Annotated in this window: 18 protein-coding genes; 9 read left to right on the top strand and 9 right to left on the bottom strand. The window is 63.4% G+C overall.

The features are described from left to right. The first annotated feature begins 15 nt into the window (after positions 1 to 15). A complete protein-coding gene (locus BBD46_RS11110) occupies positions 16 to 1,266 on the top strand; it encodes an acyl-CoA dehydrogenase family protein (protein ID WP_071401780.1) in 1,251 nt (416 codons plus the stop codon). A 33-nt stretch (positions 1,267 to 1,299) separates the two neighbouring features. Here the strand turns inward: BBD46_RS11110 and BBD46_RS11105 are convergent, their stop codons facing one another. Then, positions 1,300 to 2,448, bottom strand: coding sequence for a thiolase family protein (locus BBD46_RS11105; protein WP_071401779.1), 1,149 nt, complete (start codon positions 2,446 to 2,448; stop codon positions 1,300 to 1,302). Positions 2,449 to 2,522: 74 nt separating this feature from the next. Continuing rightward, positions 2,523 to 3,260 (bottom strand): 3-hydroxyacyl-CoA dehydrogenase family protein, encoded by a 738-nt coding sequence (locus BBD46_RS11100; RefSeq protein WP_071401778.1) that lies wholly within the window; start codon positions 3,258 to 3,260, stop codon positions 2,523 to 2,525. Positions 3,261 to 3,405: 145 nt separating this feature from the next. Here BBD46_RS11100 and BBD46_RS11095 point away from each other — a divergent pair, with 145 nt between their 5' ends. Continuing rightward, positions 3,406 to 4,419: an FAS1-like dehydratase domain-containing protein gene (locus BBD46_RS11095; protein WP_071401777.1), complete on the top strand. Its 1,014-nt coding sequence runs from the start codon at positions 3,406 to 3,408 to the stop codon at positions 4,417 to 4,419. An 87-nt stretch (positions 4,420 to 4,506) separates the two neighbouring features. Here BBD46_RS11095 and BBD46_RS11090 read toward each other — a convergent pair whose 3' ends face one another. The 4 genes from BBD46_RS11090 to BBD46_RS11075 form a co-directional block, all read right to left on the bottom strand. Continuing rightward, on the bottom strand, positions 4,507 to 5,436 hold the full coding sequence (locus BBD46_RS11090) for a ribonucleotide reductase (protein WP_071401776.1): 930 nt from the start codon (positions 5,434 to 5,436) through the stop codon (positions 4,507 to 4,509). Positions 5,437 to 5,518: 82 nt separating this feature from the next. Then, positions 5,519 to 7,033, bottom strand: coding sequence for an APC family permease (locus BBD46_RS11085; RefSeq protein WP_071401775.1), 1,515 nt, complete (start codon positions 7,031 to 7,033; stop codon positions 5,519 to 5,521). After that, positions 7,030 to 7,281, bottom strand: a complete 252-nt coding sequence (locus BBD46_RS11080) for a hypothetical protein (RefSeq protein WP_071401774.1) — start codon at positions 7,279 to 7,281, stop codon at positions 7,030 to 7,032. The genes BBD46_RS11085 and BBD46_RS11080 overlap by 4 nt, the downstream gene beginning before the upstream one ends. A 95-nt stretch (positions 7,282 to 7,376) precedes the next feature. Continuing rightward, positions 7,377 to 8,621, bottom strand: a complete 1,245-nt coding sequence (locus BBD46_RS11075) for an acyl-CoA dehydrogenase family protein (protein ID WP_071401773.1) — start codon at positions 8,619 to 8,621, stop codon at positions 7,377 to 7,379. 95 nt (positions 8,622 to 8,716) lie between these two features. Here BBD46_RS11075 and BBD46_RS11070 point away from each other — a divergent pair, with 95 nt between their 5' ends. The 4 genes from BBD46_RS11070 to BBD46_RS11055 all read left to right on the top strand — a co-directional run bounded on the left by BBD46_RS11070 (position 8,717) and on the right by BBD46_RS11055 (position 12,634). Beyond that, positions 8,717 to 9,490, top strand: a complete 774-nt coding sequence (locus tag BBD46_RS11070) for an IclR family transcriptional regulator (protein ID WP_071401772.1) — start codon at positions 8,717 to 8,719, stop codon at positions 9,488 to 9,490. A gap of 580 nt (positions 9,491 to 10,070) precedes the next feature. After that, positions 10,071 to 10,538, top strand: coding sequence for a hypothetical protein (locus BBD46_RS11065; RefSeq protein ID WP_071401771.1), 468 nt, complete (start codon positions 10,071 to 10,073; stop codon positions 10,536 to 10,538). 45 nt (positions 10,539 to 10,583) lie between these two features. Continuing rightward, complete coding sequence (locus BBD46_RS11060; RefSeq protein ID WP_071401770.1) at positions 10,584 to 10,982, top strand: universal stress protein; 399 nt, start codon at positions 10,584 to 10,586, stop codon at positions 10,980 to 10,982. A gap of 137 nt (positions 10,983 to 11,119) precedes the next feature. Further along, positions 11,120 to 12,634, top strand: coding sequence for an MATE family efflux transporter (locus BBD46_RS11055; protein ID WP_071401769.1), 1,515 nt, complete (start codon positions 11,120 to 11,122; stop codon positions 12,632 to 12,634). 469 nt (positions 12,635 to 13,103) lie between these two features. On the opposite strand, the gene BBD46_RS11050 is transcribed toward BBD46_RS11055, so the two are convergent. The 3 genes from BBD46_RS11050 to BBD46_RS11040 all read right to left on the bottom strand — a co-directional run bounded on the left by BBD46_RS11050 (position 13,104) and on the right by BBD46_RS11040 (position 14,671). Further along, positions 13,104 to 13,415: a DUF7521 family protein gene (locus tag BBD46_RS11050; protein WP_071401768.1), complete on the bottom strand. Its 312-nt coding sequence runs from the start codon at positions 13,413 to 13,415 to the stop codon at positions 13,104 to 13,106. Next, a complete protein-coding gene (locus BBD46_RS11045; RefSeq protein WP_006654807.1) occupies positions 13,412 to 13,765 on the bottom strand; it encodes an ArsR/SmtB family transcription factor in 354 nt (117 codons plus the stop codon). The genes BBD46_RS11050 and BBD46_RS11045 overlap by 4 nt, the downstream gene beginning before the upstream one ends. Positions 13,766 to 13,900: 135 nt before the next feature. Then, entirely contained in the window at positions 13,901 to 14,671 is a 771-nt protein-coding gene (locus BBD46_RS11040; protein WP_071402184.1) for an alpha/beta hydrolase family protein, read from the bottom strand. A 154-nt stretch (positions 14,672 to 14,825) separates the two neighbouring features. Between BBD46_RS11040 and BBD46_RS11035 the strand changes: the two genes are divergently transcribed. The 3 genes from BBD46_RS11035 to BBD46_RS11025 all read left to right on the top strand — a co-directional run bounded on the left by BBD46_RS11035 (position 14,826) and on the right by BBD46_RS11025 (position 18,230). Then, positions 14,826 to 15,413, top strand: a complete 588-nt coding sequence (locus BBD46_RS11035) for a metal-dependent hydrolase (protein ID WP_071401767.1) — start codon at positions 14,826 to 14,828, stop codon at positions 15,411 to 15,413. Between the two features lie 379 nt (positions 15,414 to 15,792). Beyond that, complete coding sequence (locus tag BBD46_RS11030) at positions 15,793 to 16,869, top strand: polysaccharide deacetylase family protein (RefSeq protein ID WP_071401766.1); 1,077 nt, start codon at positions 15,793 to 15,795, stop codon at positions 16,867 to 16,869. Next, entirely contained in the window at positions 16,866 to 18,230 is a 1,365-nt protein-coding gene (locus BBD46_RS11025; RefSeq protein WP_071401765.1) for a hypothetical protein, read from the top strand. The genes BBD46_RS11030 and BBD46_RS11025 overlap by 4 nt, the downstream gene beginning before the upstream one ends. The last annotated feature ends 273 nt before the right edge of the window (positions 18,231 to 18,503 follow it).

Here is an 18,503-nt window from a genome sequence, read left to right as displayed (position 1 = left end):
TGAGAATGCGTTCGTATGGAATACCACGATTCCGAGACGGCGAAGGCGGTTGCGGGCCGGGTAGAGTCCTTCATGGACGAAGTCGTCATCCCACGCGAGCGGGAGGCGCTCGCGACGGGCGAGCAGATTCCAATGCACGAAATCGAGGACCTCTGGGAGGAAGCGAAAGAGCGGGATCTCTTCGCTCCGCAGGTGCCGGAGGAGTACGGCGGCCAGGGACTGGACTTCAGCGATATGCTGCCCTCCTTCGAGCAGGTCGGGCGGTCACTCATCGGCGCGCACGCGATTCGCGCGAACGCGCCACAGGAGGGCAACATGCACACCCTCGAGATGGTCGGCACCGAGGAGCAAAAGGAGGAGTACCTCCGGCCGCTCGTCCAGGGTGAAATGTCCTCCGCGTTCGCGATGACAGAACCCAAACAGGGCGGTGGCTCTGACCCGAAGATGCTCCAGAGCACCGCCGTCAAGGACGGCGACGAGTGGGTCATCAACGCCCACAAGTGGTGGACCTCGGACGGGCTCGACGCCGACTTCTACCTCCTGATGGCGCGGACGGATCTGGACGCCCACCCCTACGAGGGAACCTCGATTATTCTCGTGCCGCGAGACGCCGACGGCGTCGAAGTCGTCCGGAACGTCCCCCACCTCGGCGGACACGGCATCACCGAACGGACGGGCGGCCACGCCGAGATGAAGTTCGATAACGTTCGCGTACCTGTCGAAAACACCATCGGCGAGGAGAACGCCGGCTTCCGGATCGCCCAGATGCGCCTCGGCGGCGGTCGACTCACCCACTGTATGCGCTACTCCGGGATGGCCGAGCGCTCGCTCGACATCGCGAAGGCATATCTTGCAGAGCGCGAGGCGTTCGGCTCGACCCTAGAGGAGAAGCAGGCGCTCCGCCACCGAATCGCCGACGCCGAAACGCGGTTGCACGCCGCCCGGACGATGGTCCGCCACGCCGCGCGCGAACTCGACCGCAGCGACGCCCGCATCGAGGTCGCGATGGCGAAGATGTTCACCGCGAACGTCACGCAGGATACCATCGACCTTGCACTGCAGTGTTGCGGCGGCAACGGCATCGGGAAAGATATCCCGATCGCGCACTTCTACGAGGCCGTCCGCGCGTTCCGTATCGTCGACGGCGCAGACGAGGTCCACCGCCGCTCGATCGCCCGCTGGGCGTTCGAGGACGTCGACGAGACCGAGATCGAGAACACGCTGCAGTTCGACGAGGACCTGCGGATCGACGACCTGAACGACTGAAAGAGAATCGGAACGCAGCAAAAACAGGGCCGCTCAGACCCGCTCAATAATCGTCGCTACACCCTGTCCGAATCCGATACACATCGTCGACAGCGCGGTGTCCTGCTCGGTTCGCTCGAGTTCGTGCGCCAACTTCGTCAGTAGCATCGCGCCCGTCCCACCGAGCGGGTGGCCGTGCGCGATCGCCCCGCCGTTGACGTTGACCTGCTCCCAGGAGACGCCGGTCTCCTCGAGCCAGGCCGCGACCACGGAGGCGAACGCCTCGTTCACCTCGAAGAGGTCGATCTCTTCGAGTTCCATGTCGGCCTTCTCGAGTACCCCTTCGGTCGCGGGAATCGGACCAGTGAGCATCGTGATCGGATCGACGCCGACGACTTCGGTCTGGACGATGCGGGCCATCGGCTCCCAGCCGTGCTCCTCGGCGGCTTCCCTGCTGGCGATGAGAAGCGCCGACGAGCCGTCGACGATGCCGGAGGAGTTGCCCGGGTGGTGGACGCCGTTGCCTTCCTCGCGGAACGCGAGCGGCAGGCCGGCGAGCGTCTCGAGGTCGGTCTCCGGGCGCGGGTGTTCGTCCTGCTCGACGACGATTTCCTCGCCATCAAGTGCAGTTTCGACGGGGACGACCTGATCGTCGTAGTGGCCCGCATCCCAGGCCTCGCCCCACCGGCGCTGGGAGTCGACGGCGAGTTCGTCGAGTTCCTCGCGGCTGAAGCCGTAGTTCTCGGCGATGCGCTCTGCGCCCTCGCCCTGATGGGTGAGCTCGTCGAAGTACTCGAAGTAGGTGTCGGTCACACCGTCGCCGTCAGAGCCCATCGGTTCTCGGGTCATATGCTCGACGCCGCCGGCGACCAGCACGTCGTGCTGGCCGGCCATGACGTTCGCCGCGGCGAAGTTGACGGCCTGCTGGCCCGAGCCGCACATCCGGTTCAGCTGGACGCCAGGGACGCCGTCGCCCCAGCCGGCAACCATCGGTGCGAGACGGCCGATGTTCGCGCCCTGCTCGCCGATCGGCGTCACGCAGCCGTAGATGACGTCCTCGACGACGCCGGGGTCGAATTCGTTTCGCTCCTCGAGTGCCTCGAGTGGTTTCGCTGCGAGATCCTGCGGGTGGGTGTCGCGAAAGGAGCCGTCACGCTTGCCGAACGGCGTCCGTACTGCGTCGACGATAACAGCCTCGTGCATGTGTGTGCGTCACAGTATTCCAGCGAGCACTATAGACGTTCCGAACGGCCAACTACTCCGGCATTCGTACGCGCTCACTCCCACTCCTCGCCGATCCCCCGCAACGCGAACGGCCCGGCCGGCAGATTGTAGCCCTCCTCGAGTGCTGTGTCGACCTGCGCTTCCGTGGCGATTCCCTCGTCGACGATTTTCTGTGCCTCCTCGCGCATCGCCGCGTGACAGCGGTTGGCAACGAAGCCGTAGGAGCCCGGATCGTCGTCGATCGTGATTCGTGTCTTCCCGAGTTCGTCGACGAGGTCCTCGGCGCGGTCGACGACGGCCTGATCGGTCTCTGGTGCCTCGACGATTTCGACCATCGACATGATCGGTACCGGATTGAAAAAGTGTGTGACGGCGACCCGCGAGGGATCCGAGACGGCGTTCGCGATCGCGGTGACCGAAAATCCGCTCGTGTTCGAGTACAGCGGCTGGTCGTCGGTCACCGAATCGAGTTCGCGGAACACCTGGCCCTTGATCGCGAGGTCTTCGGTGACGGCTTCAATGACAAATTCCGTGCCTGCGGCCGCCTCTTCCATGTCCGTCGTGAACGAGATCCGATCGAGGATGTCCTCTTTCTCGTCCTCGTCGAGGTAGCCACCCTCGACCGCGTCGTCGAGGCCGTAGTTCCCGGAGATGAGCCGATCCTGCGCGTCGTCTACCAACTCGTCAGAAAGCTCGCGAATGCGAACCTCGTAGCCGGCCCGCGCGAGCACCTGCGCGATTCCCGCACCCATGATCCCGCCGCCGATCACTGCAACTGGTCCCTGTGACATGCTACCGACACCACTGTGTGTTCTGTTAACGTTTTTGGTCGCGGCGCAGAGCCGCCGGTGGGCGTACGCTTATGGGGCCGTTGTTCGAATCTCACGACAATGGCTACACGCTCCGCAACGATCCGTCGCGACCGAGGTGCGTCGAATGCCGACTAAGCCGCTGGCCGAACTCGAGTCCATGGTCGGCGAGTCGAAGCAAACCGTCGAAAACTTCCGCATCGAGGCGGGGAAGGTCGAGGAGTTCGCTCGTGCGATCACGGACACGAACTCGGTGTTCAGAGACGAGAGTGTCGCACGAGAGCGCGGCTTCGACGCGATTCCGGCACCGCTGACGTTCCCGCGGGTCAAACGGTTCCCGCGCTATCAGGTCGGCGCTGACGCTGAGGTGGACGAACGCGAGGAGGGCCACTACGGCTTCGACCTCGGCTTTCGACCGGAGTACGTCCTCCACGGCGAGCAGGCCTACGAGTACGAGCGGCCGCTGCTCGTCGGCGACGTACTGACCGGCGAGACGACGCTCGCCGAGGTTTACCAGCGCGACGGCGGCCGCGCCGGCACGATGACCTTCGCGGTACTCGAGACGGCCTACCGTGACCAGTCGGGCGAGCTCGTGCTCACCGACCGGGCGACGGCGATCGAGACGGAGGGTGCGGTCGATGATGGTGGCGGCGACGACGCATCCGCTGGTGACGCAGCGACCACTCACGAGTCCGAACCCGAGCCACAACCCGTCGACCGTCCGCAATCTGCAGCCGTACTCGAGTCCGGCCAGTCCGGCCCGACCGTCGTCGCCCCCGACCTCGAGCGGCGCGACTTCGTCAAGTACGCGGGCGCGAGCGGCGATTTCAATCCGATTCACTACGACGAGCCGTACGCGACCGCGGCGGGCAACGAGAGCGTCTTCGGACAGGGAATGTTTACGGCCGGCGTCGCCTCCCGCGTTGTGACGGACTGGTTCGGCCGCGAGACGATTTCGTCGTTCGGCGTGCGGTTTCAGTCGCGCGTCTTTCCCGGCGAGACCATCGTCGCGACGGGTGAAGTCGAGTCGGTGTCGCAGGACGAAACCGTCGACGTGACGCTCGAGGCAGCGACCCCGGACGGGAAGACGCTCCTGACCGGAACTGCGACGGCGGATCTGTCGCGGTCGAACGACCGGTGATTGTGGAGCGGTAGCAGCACCGGCAGCAATAGCAGCAGTAGCGCCTTTTCACGAAAACTGGCGTCGAAACGACGACAGTGGCCCTCGTCAGTCGGCCGCAGTTTCCGCCTTAAGTACCGCTCGAACATCGCCATACTGGTCGAAGCGTTCGGCACCGATGTAGTCGATCGTATCCTGGAGATACTGGACGAGCTGGTGGCCGATCCGCTCCTGATCGTAGCCCTCGAACGGCTGGTCGTCGTAGAGTGGGTCGCTTAGCAACCGGTTCTCGACGTACTCTTCGATTCGCGGCTCGTAGACGTCGACGACGATTTCGGGTTCGGCGATGGCGAGCTGTTTCATCACCCAGCGGCCGTTCTCGATGTGGCGGGTTTCGTCCTGTCGAACCTTGCCGATCGCCTGCTGGAACGACTCGAGTACGGAGTCTCTGCCCATCTGGTCGGCCTTCAGCTCGATCATCTGATCGAAGCTGAGGTAGCCGCCGCGGGCGAGCTGGGCTTCGACGATGCCCATGTAGTTGAGGTAGGCTTCACCGAGGCTGTAGACGAGATCGGTCCGGTCACCGCTGTTGACTGCCGCGAGGAGGTCGTCTGCGGTGTCGTAGAGGTTGTCCGTGCTGTACCCCTGTTCCTGATAGCCGCCCTCGCGGTAGGGCGCGGTGTTCTGTGTGCCGAACACCTCCTCGAAGTACCGGCTGAAGAGGTCGGTGTGTTTGGCCTCCTCGTAGACCTGCTGAGCGAGGTACATCTCCTCCTGAACGGTGTCGAAGGGTAACTCCTCGTTCGGGAGCGCGTCGAGTGCCATCATGTACGGCGCGAGCGTCCGCGTCACGTCCTCCTCGCCGTCGTAGAAGCCGGAACACGTCGCGAGAAAGCGGTGCTGCTCAGCTTCGGAGAACTGTTCCCAGTCCTCGCGGTCCTGCGTCAGGTCGTAGTCGTCCGGATCCCAGGTCCCCTCGCGCTTTCCCTTCCGATACAGTTCGTAAGACTTCTCGCGATTACTGTAGTCGATCGGCATGTGCTCCACTGACGTACTCCCCGGAGAAAACTGTTCGTCTGACTTTCACGAATCGATGACTCTCTCGGTCTAGGTTGTGTCTCTACTCTCCCGATCCGGGATCGACCGAGTCGCGATCGTCTCGAGTAGCCGCCGTCTCAGCGTCGAACGTCTCGGCTGAGATGGGGCTGTCGCGAGTGGACGCACGACCACTCCGTCTCGGGTGCGATCGGCCGGAAGCGACACCCGCGCTCCCGTCTGAAACGCGTTCGTGGGCGTCGAGCGAGGTCATCGTCAGATAGAGCTGGCTGGGATCGCGCTTTCGGAGCCGGTACTGATAGTAGCCGTACGCGAGCACGAACCAGCCGAGCAGGACGAGGCCGACGATCGGCTGCTGGAGCAGCGTGATAACCCAGAAGCAAGCCGTCGTGAGGGCCCCACCGACGACGGCGAGCAGCAGGCCGCGCGAACGCCGGAGTCGGAACGGCGCGTTCGCGTAGTGCTCGGGGAACTCACGCGGCAGGTTCCAGAGCCCGACGGCGCAGAAGAAGTACGCGGTGAGACTCGCCAGGCCGATGAACGTCGAGAGGCCGACGATTTCGCCTGCGATAGGAACGAGCAAGAACGGCGGCAGGCCGAGGGCGAGCACCGAGACGTGCGGCGTGTCGAACCGAGGATGAATGTGCGAGAGCGATTCGGGAAGGATGCCGTCCCGGCTAGCTCGCATGAGCGTCCGCGAAAAGACGAGCAGCGTCGTGTTGACCGTCGTGACGACGGCGAAGATCGCACCCGCGGCGATAACGTACTCGCCCCACCAGGGCAGGTAGACCGACGCCACCAGCGCGAGGTCCGCCTCCCCGCCGAGTTGCGTGTAGGGAACGACGCCGACGAGGACGGCGATGAGCGCGACGTAGACGACCGCGACGATACCGATGCCGAGTCCGAGTACGAGCGGAATCGTCCGCTTCGGATCGTCAATTTCCTCGCCGAGTTCGATCAGGAGGCCGAAGCCGAGAAAGGGGTAAAAGAGCGCGACGACGGCGAGCGCGAACGCGCCGTACTCTGGGAAAAACGGCGTGTAGTTCGCGGTATCAACTGCGGTCGCGCCGGGGACGATAAACGTGAGCAGCGCGAGCAGCAGGCCGACAAAAAAGACGAGTTGCACCTGCGCGACGAGGCGGAGGCCGACTACGTTGATGAACAGCGTGAACGCAAGCAGGCCGTAGACGAGTACGAGCGGCGAGACGTCGAAGAAGATCTGCGTGTACTCCGCGAAGCCGGTCGCCGTGATGAGCAGGGACGCCCAGGCGACTAGCGGAATCGTAACGGGCACCAGAAAGCCCCAGAACGGCGCGACGAGCCGCGAGATGTAGACGTAGAGACCACCCGCGACGGGCATCGCCGAGCCGAGCAGCGCGTTGTACAACACGACGAACGACGCCGGAATCGCCGCCAGCAACGCCGCCACGACGATCGCCGGACCGGCGTCACCCGCGAGCGGCCCGGGCAGCACGAAGATCGGCACCGCGATCGCGTTCCCAACCAGGAGCGCGAGCACACCGAGTAAGCCGACGTTCGAGGACAGCGTTTCCGATCCGCCCGCATTCGAGTTGCTCATTCGCCTGACTCTCGAGTCCTCCGTCGCTGGCGAAGTCGGTAGGAGCGATACTGCCGTCCGATGGCGAAGCCGGCGAGTGCACCAACGAACGGCAACGTGACGAGCAATAGCGCACTCGTCAGCATGCCGGCCACGACGCCGCTTGCGAGCCCGAAAACCAGTCCACCCTCCGGATACTGTGCGGCCGCAATCTCGCGTTCGACCCCATCCATCTCCGATGGGACGTCCCGAAATCGTCCGATCGACATGGTGTGTTCAACCACACCACACATCAAGTAGGTATCGCCCCGTTCCACCCGTTGCGACGAGTCTGGGTCGGTGGGCCGGTGGTACGGTGGGTCGGTTAGATAAGCTCTCGTGCGATCGTCCGCTTTTGAATTTCGTCCGTCCCCTCGAAGATGCGGAACACGCGCGCGGAGCGGTAGTTGCGCTCGATCGGCAGTTCCTTCATATACCCCGCGCCGCCGTGGACCTGCATGGCGATATCGGCTGCCTTGTTCGCGAGTTCTGCGCCGCGGAGTTTCGCCATGGACTCTTCCTTGCGGGCGCGGTCGCCGTTGTCCATCTTCCAGGCAGCGTAGCGGTAGAGCTGCCGGGTCTGCTCGATGTCCGTCGCGAGATCGGCGAGTTGGAAGGAGACGCCCTGCCGGTGACCGATCGGTTTGTCGAACGTCTCGCGGTTACGCGCGTACTCGACGGACATGTCGAGCAGGTACTGGGCTGTCCCGACCGAGTTCGCGGCGATGTTGATCCGGCCGCCGCCGATCCAGCTCATAGCCGCCGTGAAGCCCTGGTCGACCTCGCCGAGAATCTGGTCCTCGCCGACGCGACAGTCGTCGAAGTGGAGTTCGGCGTGCTGGCCGGGCGTCATCCCCATCGATCGGTGAATCGTCCCGATCTCGAAGCCCGGATTGTCGGCCTCGACGAGGAAGCAGGTGATCCCCGACAGATCGCCGTCCTCGCCGCTCGTCCGCGCGAAGACCATCGCGAAGTCGGCGTAGGGGCCGTTCGTGATGTACACCTTCTGACCGTTGATCACCCACTCGTCGCCGTCCTTCTCCGCGGCGGTGCCGCTCCGCTCCGAGTCGCTATGCGACTCGCTCTTCTCCGCAGTAGTATCCATGTGATGGGCGTCGCTGCCGTGGCCCGGCTCCGTCAGCGCGAAGCAGGTCGTGATCTCGCCGTCCATCAGTGGCTCGAGGTACGTCTCGCGCTGCTCCTCGTCGCACGCGAGGAGAATTGGCGTTGGCCCGCCGGCACCGCCGAAGATTGCACTGTGAAAGCCCGGTGGTCGGTTCGCCATATGCTCGCCGACGATCGCACGAGTGAGAATATCGACGTCGCCACCGCCGACCTCCTCGGGCATCGTCATCCCGTAGAAGCCCGCTTCGACCGATTTCTTGCGGATCGTCTCGACGACCTCGCGGTAGGCCGGCACCTGTCGGTGATTCTCGTCGACGATGTGCTTCTCGTAGTCCTGCCCCAGGAACTGCTCGTACTCCTGCTCGAGTGGAGCGACCTCCTGCTCGATGAAGTCCTCGAGTGCCTTCGTGATCTGCACCGCTTCTGACGGCTCGCTGAAATCCATACCACATATCACAGTAATCGACATATAAACGTTACCGTGTACCATACTGTTCGGTGCAGCGGAACACCTTTGTCGACCCACAGGAATTGTGTCGTATGGGAACACAAGGCAGGAACTCGGCGGATCGGGTCGATGCGGTCGTGAAGACCCTGGATGTTCTCGAAGCCCTCTGGCAGGCCGACGGCGCTGGCGTAACCGAAGTCACGGAGCGAACCGGACTCGCAAAGAGCACCGTTCACGCCCACCTGACGACGCTCCGGTCGAAGGGGTACGTCGTCCAGAACGACGACGAGTATCGGTTGAGCCTCCGATTCCTTTCGTTCGGCGAGCACGTCAAACACGCCGAACCGCTGTACGAGGCCTCCGAGACTCCGATTGCGGACCTCGCCGAACGGACCGGCGAGCGCGTCCTCTGTTCGACAGCACAGAACGGACTCGGCACCGTCCTCCGCGCCTGCGACGGCGACCGCTCGGTCCCCTCCGACATCACCGTCGGCACCCACACCTACCTCCACTGCTCCGCCGGCGGCAAGGCCATGCTGGCCCACTTCGATGAAGAGCGCGTCGCGGACATCGTCGACACCTGGGGCCTCCCGGCCTTTTCGGACGAGACGATCACCACCTGGGACGAACTCACGGCCGAACTCGAGACGATCCGCGAGGAGGGACTCGCGTACAATCACGGTGAGTATCTCCCGGGACTCAGCGCCGTGGGTGCGCCTATTCTGGACAACGACGACACCGTCTACGGTGCCGTTGCGATCTCGGGACCGGCGCACCGACTCGAGAACGAATGGGATATCGACGACCTCCACAACCAACTGCTCTCGGCTGCGAACACCATCGAAGTCAACCTGCTGTTCACGTAGCGTTCGACACTATTGAACGCTCATCGATCGTGAACTCGAGTACCTGCCTGCGATCGGTCCGTTTCATCTATAGTTACAGTCATACGATTGTAAACCATTCGTCGTCTGTCAACGAATGTGATTGTCTCTAGCCGACGACATCTATAGATAATATATCCGTTAGGATTGGGTAGCTATCGGTATTATAACTATAGTGGCCAGCAGCCATATAGTCCTCAGGTCGCCGCTTCCCCACCTATAACTCCCTCATACCGGTAATCCTCTTTCAGACCCAATAGACCAGATGTCAATGGGGAAGAGGCATATTCAGGATTTTCAAAGCTTCTATGTCGAATGTGTCGACTCCACGCAAGATGTGACACCCCATAACCATGAATTTTGCTTCTATATATCTAATCTGGTATGTCTGGTGGATGGACCCTAAATTCAGCAGGAAGGCTCATCGTGCGATCCCGATACACGGAGTCGCTGTTCGCACAGCCACTCGAGAGGCTGCCTGTTGCGCACGTCTCCTCAATACCCGTGAGAGTCACCTGACCTCGAAAAATGATTGATACACTGTCTCGGACAAAGCCACTGCATGGACGAACACGAGGGAGCCGTCGGTACGGCAGCCACGCCCACGGCGACCGACGAGGACCACCACCCCACACAGGTCGAGTTCGCAGACGGACCGATCGTCGCCGAATTTGTCCACTGTGATACCGTCCGCGTGACCGGGACAGCGTCAGAGCTCATTCTTTCGTTCTTCTGGTGGGACGAGAGCGGCCAGATCGGAACGATCTCCGAACCCGTTGGGAGCGTCGACGGCGAGCGCGACATCTCCGCCACCGACGAGTTCGGCGAGTTCGCCTACGGTCCGATCGTCACCGGACTCGAGTGCTTCACTGGCGACGGGCCGGTCGTCCCTGGCGCTGGTACTGTCGACATCGCAAACCCGACGATTGACGCCTGCACCGCTGCTGTTCGATCGGAGTACGACGGGCCAGAGGAACTCGAACCGCCGGCGATCGATCGCTCCTCGAGCGCGCTTGGCACGTCGGAGTAGCCGTGGGTACGGGAGTGTGAAAGGCGGATATCCGGGAGTGAGACGATGTACGATACGATTCTGGTTCCGACGGATGGCCGACCGAACACCGAGCGGGCGATCAGCGAGGCGATCGACCTCGCTGACGTGCACGGTGCGACGCTGCACGCGCTGTACGTGATCAACTCCGCCGAGATCGCACCGGGAGTAGACTTCGACGATCTCGAGCCGATCGGTGAGACAGCAGTTGCGTACGTCGCCGAGCAGGCAGCCGAGGCCGGAGTAGGTGTCGAGACAAGTGTTCAGCACGGCCTGCGCCATCAGGCCATTCTCGACTACGCCGAGGCCCACGGCGTCGACCTGATCGTCGTCGGCCGAACGCGTGGACTCGATCGGTTCTTCCGAAAGAGCGTCTCGAAACAGGTCGCCGAAGAGGCGTCGGTTCCCGTGCTGGTCGTCGAGTAGCAGATCGACTGACACGTCACGGTCAGAAGAGTGACTCCGATCCCGACGTGTGGGACAGGGTAGCGAGTCGAAATCGGACGCGTCTGCCGCGTCTGCAAGACACTTTTGTGGGACTCGACTAGGCCGACACGGTTCTTGTGAGTCGTCGATCGTTCAATCCGATCCGAGTGTGTATCTACTGGATCGGACTCGCGCTCGCCCGTCTCGGGTTGATAGACCCCGAGCGAGCGCAGCGAACGTCCGACCTCGCGTGGCCCCGCGTCGTCACGGGCGTCGCGCGAATGTCGAAAAACGCCGTCGACGTCGCTATGGTCGGCGTCGCGGTCGGATCGACGGCTATCGCCGGCGTCGGCTTCGCCTCGCCGTTCTGGGGGCTCGCGTTCGCCCTCGGCGGCGGGGTCGCCGGCGGCACCATCGCGCTCGTCTCCCAGCGCTTCGGCGCGAACTCGTTCGACTCGCTCGGGCAGGCGGTGCGCTCGAGTACCCTCCTCGTGCTCGTCCTCACGCTACCGGTGACGGCGCTGTTCTGGACGTATCCGACCGAGCTCATCTCGCTCATCGGGAACGACCCGGAGACCATCGCGCTCGGTGCGGACTACCTGCAAATCGTCGGTCTCGGGATTCCGTTCGCCGGGCTCAACCTCATCGGGAGCCGGACGTTCGTCGGCATGGACGACGCCTGGACGCCGATGATCGTCCGCGCGGGCGGTGCCGTCGCCAACATCGGGCTCAACGCGGTGCTCATCTTCGGCGTCGGGCTGGGTGTCGAGGGCGCGGCGCTCGGGACGGTACTCGCCAACGTGGTCGTCTCCGCGACGTTCGCAATCGGACTCGTCGCGGGCTGGCTCCCCGGCGTCGGGACGTTCCCCGTCAGCGTCGACCCGTTCGGGAGCTACGTCCACGGCGAGACGGTTCGCAACCTGACAAAGATTGGGCTTCCGGTCCTCGGCAGCAAGTCCGTCTGGACCGTCGCCGAGTTCCCGATGCTCGCCATCGTCGCGCTGTTCGGCCCGCAGATCGTCGCCGCCTACGTCATCGCCCGGCGCATCTGGGGGCTGATGAACACGCCCGGCTGGGGCTTCGGCCTTGCCGCCTCGAGTCTCGTCGGCCAGGAACTCGGTGTCGGCCACGAGGGGCTCGCAGAGCGCTACGGTCGGGAGATCATCCGCTACGCCGTCGCGGTCTACGTCGTCTCGGCCGTGATCGTCTTCGTCTTCGCGGAGCCGATCGTGCTCCTGTTCACCGACGATCCGGCGGAGCTCTCGATTCCGGCCGCCGTCTCGCTCATCTACGCGGCGTGTCTCGCAATCGTTCTGAAGGGTGTTTCGACGGGTGCTGAAGGCGCGCTCAAGGCGAGCGGGGACACCAAATGGCCGTTTTACAGCCAGCTCGTCGGCATGTTCGGGCTCGCGATTCCGCTCGCCTATCTCGGTGCGGCCGGGCTGACGATCCCTGCGATCGGACCGATCCCCGTGCTCGGCGTCACGGTTCCCGGCATCGACATCGCACCGCTCGGACTGCTGGGCCTGTACCTCTCGTTCATCGCCGAGACGGCCGCTCCCGCGGTGATCAACTACTACCGGTTCTCGACCGGTCACTGGAAGGCGATCAGTCGGGGCTACCGCCCTGGTGCAGCACCGAGTGACGACTAGCGAGCGAGGACGGGGAGCGGTCCGAAAGTACGGCCGGTTCGATATCGACGTGGATTTTCCGACCCAGAAAACGCGCTGGCATCACTAATACCATCCAGTGTATCGGTGAAACTGGGGGACGAGACAGGTCCAACACCCACCCCGTGTTGGTCCCCCATCCGATCACCCACTCGAACGGGTTCCCACCCCCACTGCGAGGACGGTTCCCGACCCGTCCTCGATTCCCGTTCGATTTGCCCTCTCCCCCTGACAGCGCCTGTGCCCGCGCTGTCAGCCCCACTCCGCTCTCACTCTCGCTGCCGTGGCGAGCGCTTCGGCCCTACAGCTACGGTCCGGTTTGTTGGCCTGTTTGACTACGTTCAGTCCCGACAGACTACTGGTCAGTAGCGCAATGAAATCAGGAGAAACGACCGTCAGCCACAACCCGTGGTACGGATATCGTCTCATTCGAACCCATCCGCAGTCGCCTTCAGTGCTGTCCGTACAGCGAGTACATGATCGCAACCAGTCCGAGCAGTCGACTCAGGTTCTCGGCGAACACCGTTACGATCCGATCCGTGGCCGTCAGCGTGTTGAGCACGACGTTGAGCACGAACGGGCACAGCGTCAGCAAGAGCAGCCCAACCGCGAGGTAGAACATCGACTGCGCATCGTTTCGCCGGTAGCCACGGTAGGCCTGGTAGGCGATCACCGTTCCGAACAGCGCGACGAGAAAGAGGCTCACAACCGTAAAGAGCTCGAACAGCGTCGCCTCATCGAGTCGGACGACGTCCGCGCTCATCGCATCCCCTCCCACATTCGGGTGAACTTGTCGGCGACATCCTCCTCGTGGTAGTTCACCTGCAGATCGAACGAGCCATCCTCGAGTGAGAGTTCCAGTCGATCGAGATTCGCACTGTAGATGCTGTAGTGGTTGCCGTCCGGGGCAAGTTCGGTCTCTTCAGTGACGAGTCGGCACTCCTCGAGACGATCGAGGCGACGATAGATCGTCGGCAGGGACGCGTCACACCGGTCACTCAGTGTACTAGCAGACATGGGTTCGACGCTCGTGTGCGTGAGGATCTCTCGCGCGTACTCGTCGTCGAGTACCGAGAGAACGGTGGATAGATCGGTATCGGTATCCTCACTCACTGGTACCTGTTCGTTTCGGCATCGCTATGAAAAACGGTCCGGTTTTTCTGACTGAGAAAAAACTCCCGAAATACGGTTCCTGCGTACTCATCTCCCGTTTTAGAGTCGAATAGACGCCGTCCAGCGGTAGCCGCACTATAGCCCAGTCTCAACCAGCCACGCGAACAACAGCCCACGCAACCGCGCTTCCGCCTCGCGCGAGAAACTGTGTCCCTCTCCCTCGAACACCTGCACGAACACGTCCGTCTCGAGTACCCCCGCCGCGTCGAGGCTGTCCGCAACGGGCACCGAGTCGTCGGCCGAACCGTGGAAGATAGCGACTGGCACGTCGAGCGTCGCCGCTACGTCCGCGAACGGATAGCGATCCAGATCGTCGAAGAATCGCTCGTCGAGTCGCTCGCCGGAGTCGAACTCGAGTACCCCCTCGCGTTCGACCTGCGTTCGGTAGCGGTCGAAGGTCGAGATATCGGTGACGGGCGCGCGGGTTGCGACGGCGTCGATGCGGTCGTCGGTGGCGGCGGTGTGGAGGGCGACGGCGCCGCCGAAGCTAGAGTCGAAGAGGGTGAGCGAGCCGTTGTTGTTGCGGTCGTCCTGGAGGACGCTGTCGAGCACTGCCTGCAGATCGGAGAGACGCGTACTGAGCGAGTGATCGACGAAGTCACGGTCGGACTCGCCACAACCCCGACAGTCGAACCGGACGGCGTTGTACCCCTCGTCGACGGCGCGCTGGCAGCGCTGCTCGTAGCTGCCGGACTTGTCGCTTCGGAGCCCGTGACAGAAGACGAGCCAGTCATCGGAGGGCGCTTCGTGGTGGACGGCGGCGACGGACTCTGGGTCGGCACCGAACTCTGATTCGGCGACGGACGATGAGCCGTCCGTAACTGAAACCGTGAACTCGCGTGGCATGCTTGCTCGTCCATTCGTCCCGACGACCGTATTCGTTGAGGTCACGCGGCGGTGACCGGCCGAGCGAATCCGTTCGGGAATCACGGTACTGTGCCGCCGCCACGGCAGGTTATCTCCTGCATAACTAATCAGCCGACGTGGCTGGCCTACACCAATGTGGCCATGGGAACACGCAATCGTCGGCTACGTCGTCTACTCGCTGTTTAGCCACCTCGTCTACCGCGACGCACCGAGTGGACTCGAGGCGTTCGCCGTGGTCTTCGCGTCCGTACTGCCGGATCTCATCGACAAGCCGCTGGCCTGGCAGTTCGGCGTCTTCGACTCCGGATACGCGCTCGGTCACTCCGTCTTCTTCGCGGTGCCACTCGCGATCATCGTCGGCGCGCTCGCACGCTCTGCGGGCCGTCCGCGTGCAGGACTCGCCTTCGGCCTGGGCTATCTGCTCCACCTGCCGAGTGACATTCTCGACACCTACGTTCGCGGCGGCGAACTCCGGTACGATATCGTGCTCTGGCCCGTCCATCCGGTCGAATCGATCGGCGAGTACACCGACTTTTTCGGCGAGTTTACCCGGCTCTTCGGACACTACCAGCAGGAACTGCTCGCCGGCGACCTCTCGACGTATATGTGGTTTCAGCTCGGAATTGCGGTGTCCGCGGCCCTCCTCTGGCTCTACGACGGCGCGCCAGTCCTCCGTGAGTTCCTCCGGGGCTGTCTTCGGGTCCTCTCGAGTGGCCGGTAGCGCGACGGTCTCACTGTTCCCGGTACGGAGTGCGTACCGATTGTTCGGGACAGCCACACAGTTCACTGTCTGATAATGTTGTCATTTACTATCGTATCGATTCCAGTGAGTGTGTAGCTGTAATGAGCGAGACGACGAGGTGTCATAGATTCTCGAGTGAGTACGAGCGTGACCGTGACCGCACCCATGGCTGTGGTCCGTCGAATCGGCGCGATAGTCCCTGTATCCGGGGAACTACGGCCGAGATTGGCGGTGGAGCCCCAACCCGAACAGACCGCCGCGGGCGTGACGAGTCAGGATTCCCCACGGCGTTGGTCACAGTTACGACGCCGAGAATCGACACCACTCACGAACGCCGCCCCCTCCGGCGGGTGAACGCATGAACCCCGATCACACCAGCGCCCAACCGGCGCGAATCACAGCCCTCCCCGACGGTGCCGAATTCGCCCTCTGTCTGACCCACGACGTCGACCGCCCGTACAAGGGCTTCCGGTCGCTGTACTACGCGACCCAGGAACGCCCAGGCTACCACCTCCGAACGGCGCTCGACCGATCGAACCCCTACTGGCAGTTCGCCGAGATCATGGAGCTCGAGGACGACCTCGGCGTCCGATCGGCGTTCTACTTCCTGAACGAACAGCACCTCTTCAGGGACCGACCGCCGCGCGAGTGGCTCTCACCGGAACACTGGGTACAACACCTCGGCCGCTACGAGGTCGACAGCGACGACATCGCCGCCGCCATCCGCGACCTGTCGACCGGCGGCTGGGAGGTCGGCCTCCACGGCTCGTATCACACCCAGCACGACCGCGACCGACTGCGGACCGAGAAGGTTGCACTCGAGAACGTCCTCGGTGAGCAGATTACGGGCGGTCGTCAGCATCATCTTCGCCTCTCAGTGCCAGAAACGTGGGAACATTACCGCGAAATCGGACTCAGCTACGACACCAGCCTCGGCTCGACGACGGACTGTGGGTTCCACGACGGCTACCACCCGATCCGCCCGTTCGGCGACGAGTTCGTCGTCTTCCCGCTGACGATCATGGATCAAGCGCTGCCGGATCCCGCGACCAGCCCGGACGCCGCACGCCGAACCTGTGAGCGCTTGCTGATAGACGCCGCCAGGAACGATGCCGTGATGACCGTTCTCTGGCACCCGCGCTTCTTCAACGAGCGAGAGTTCCCCGGCCACCGCGCGCTCTACCGGTGGCTCGTCGAGCGGGCACTCGAGTTGGGCGCGTGGGTCGGCTCACCCGGAACGCTATACGAGACGATCGACGCCGAAACGGTCGAGCAGCAGTCCGTCTCGATCGGAACCGACTCGGAGCGAGAGCTGGTGTCGACGACAGCACAGACCGGCACCGAGGAGTCGCGTCGTGGACGTGGGAATCGACGCGAGGAAGCCGCGCCACAGCTTCGCTCAGCGAGCAGTAGCGGAGGTGACACCTCCCTATGAGCGGGCGTCCAGCAGCGGTCGTCGCGGTCGTCGCCCTGCTCGTCCTGAGCAGTGTCGGCGGCGTCGCGCAGGTCGGCGACTCGTCGTCGACGCCGTCGCCGAGCGCCTCGGCGGCAAACGCGCCGCCGACTGACACCTACGTCATCGAGCAGGACGGGTTCTGTCAGCAGATCGAGCCGCTCTCGAGTGGCGGCACGGTCGAGTCCTTCTACGACTATCGCAACCACGAGACGCATCCGGAGGACGTCGACCGAATGTACAGCTCCTACGGCACCGAGCACCTCCAGGAAGACGATACCAGTATCCTGTTCCTCCACGAGGGCACCGACGGGCTAAGCCTCGTGACGATTCACGACCAAGTTGATGGGAACTCCTCCGGTGGCGCGGCGACCTTCGACATCGTCGGTCTCCCGGCGGAGTCCGAGTGGGTCGTCCAGGACGACAACTACACCGGCGAGACGAACATGGCCGAGTGGTACGGCGGCGACGGCTGGCTCGGTGCATCGTGGATCTGGGCCGAAGAGCGCACCGACGGCGGCGCGATCAACGGTGGACTCAACGACGCCTTCGCAATGACGATCCATCCGGCGTTCAACGAAGACGCAGAACACTACGATAACGACGACCTCTACGATCCCGACTTCCACGACGACGGCGAAATCAGCGACTGGGAGATCCTCTCCGGTGATGCGGACAATCCGGACCGAACGGACATCCCATCGCTCGACGAGCCGGTAACGATCCGAACTGGAACCTGCGATGGCCCGTCCGTCTCCTATGACCTCCTCGGTGGCGGTAGCGGCGAAGACGCCGCGGATGCAGGTCTCGCAGCCACGGTCGAGAACGGCGGTCCCGACGACCAGGTACATCTGCGACCGACGGCAGGCTCCGTCGACGAGGTCCGATTCGACGACGTGTACGTAAGCGGCCTCGACGGCGACACTACCGTCACGTTCGAAAACAATCACCCCGACGACCTGCCCGACAGTCCGGACGATGTCCCCGGACTCGGGTCGCTGGCCGTCTCCGGCGAACCCGCACTCGAGAACCTCTCGGCGACAGTGACGTTCTCCGTGGACGAGGCAGTACTCGAGGAGCACGAGATTGCACCGGAAGACGTCTCGCTCTACGAGCGGGCAGATGGCGCGGTGTGGAACGAGTCGACGACGGAGTATCAGGGCTCCTCGGGATCGTCCCACGAGTACGCGGCCTCGGTCGACACGCTCGAGGGGCTGACGGTTGCACAGGCCCAACCGGAGCCTGACTCAGGACTGTCGGCGATGCCCGGCTTCGGTGGCCTCGGTGCGCTCGTGGCGCTCGCAGCGCTCATCGGGCTGCTCGCGGTGCGCTATCGTGAGTAGGGACGACGAACTCGATTTTACCTAAATCGAGGCGCTAATGCCACTTCCTCAGCGAGCGCCGAAGGCGCGAGCAGGGAGGGGATACAGCGTCCCCAGAAATCTTCGATTTCTGGTGTGCGAACGAGACGCTTCGCGTCTCGTCAACGCCGCTCGTGTTTCTTGGACTGTTCTACAGCAGGCCCGCAGGCCCACGCCATCGGTAGCTTTATGTTTCTACCTAGTTTAAACATTGGTAATGGATCGGTACGAGGTCGAAGGGCACGAAGTCCACGA

This window comes from Natrialba sp. SSL1, from assembly GCF_001861355.1.
Taxonomy (GTDB): Archaea; Halobacteriota; Halobacteria; order Halobacteriales; family Natrialbaceae; genus Natrialba.
The sequence above is the reverse complement of the archived record's forward strand: the minus strand, read 5'-3'. Positions and strand labels throughout refer to the sequence as shown.

What these genes read in the sequence shown, in the direction of transcription:
- BBD46_RS11065 (WP_071401771.1), top strand. Translation starts at nt 10,071, where the DNA reads ATGGACGAACACGAGGGAGCCGTCGGTACGGCAGCCACGCCCACGGCG.
- BBD46_RS11040 (WP_071402184.1), bottom strand. Translation starts at nt 14,671, where the DNA reads ATGCCACGCGAGTTCACGGTTTCAGTTACGGACGGCTCATCGTCCGTC.
- BBD46_RS11100 (WP_071401778.1), bottom strand. Translation starts at nt 3,260, where the DNA reads ATGTCACAGGGACCAGTTGCAGTGATCGGCGGCGGGATCATGGGTGCG.
- BBD46_RS11035 (WP_071401767.1), top strand. Translation starts at nt 14,826, where the DNA reads ATGTGGCCATGGGAACACGCAATCGTCGGCTACGTCGTCTACTCGCTG.
- BBD46_RS11110 (WP_071401780.1), top strand. Translation starts at nt 16, where the DNA reads ATGGAATACCACGATTCCGAGACGGCGAAGGCGGTTGCGGGCCGGGTA.
- BBD46_RS11090 (WP_071401776.1), bottom strand. Translation starts at nt 5,436, where the DNA reads ATGCCGATCGACTACAGTAATCGCGAGAAGTCTTACGAACTGTATCGG.
- BBD46_RS11085 (WP_071401775.1), bottom strand. Translation starts at nt 7,033, where the DNA reads ATGAGCAACTCGAATGCGGGCGGATCGGAAACGCTGTCCTCGAACGTC.
- BBD46_RS11070 (WP_071401772.1), top strand. Translation starts at nt 8,717, where the DNA reads ATGGGAACACAAGGCAGGAACTCGGCGGATCGGGTCGATGCGGTCGTG.
- BBD46_RS11080 (WP_071401774.1), bottom strand. Translation starts at nt 7,281, where the DNA reads ATGTCGATCGGACGATTTCGGGACGTCCCATCGGAGATGGATGGGGTC.
- BBD46_RS11050 (WP_071401768.1), bottom strand. Translation starts at nt 13,415, where the DNA reads ATGAGCGCGGACGTCGTCCGACTCGATGAGGCGACGCTGTTCGAGCTC.
- BBD46_RS11030 (WP_071401766.1), top strand. Translation starts at nt 15,793, where the DNA reads ATGAACCCCGATCACACCAGCGCCCAACCGGCGCGAATCACAGCCCTC.
- BBD46_RS11025 (WP_071401765.1), top strand. Translation starts at nt 16,866, where the DNA reads ATGAGCGGGCGTCCAGCAGCGGTCGTCGCGGTCGTCGCCCTGCTCGTC.
- BBD46_RS11060 (WP_071401770.1), top strand. Translation starts at nt 10,584, where the DNA reads ATGTACGATACGATTCTGGTTCCGACGGATGGCCGACCGAACACCGAG.
- BBD46_RS11075 (WP_071401773.1), bottom strand. Translation starts at nt 8,621, where the DNA reads ATGGATTTCAGCGAGCCGTCAGAAGCGGTGCAGATCACGAAGGCACTC.
- BBD46_RS11095 (WP_071401777.1), top strand. Translation starts at nt 3,406, where the DNA reads ATGCCGACTAAGCCGCTGGCCGAACTCGAGTCCATGGTCGGCGAGTCG.
- BBD46_RS11105 (WP_071401779.1), bottom strand. Translation starts at nt 2,448, where the DNA reads ATGCACGAGGCTGTTATCGTCGACGCAGTACGGACGCCGTTCGGCAAG.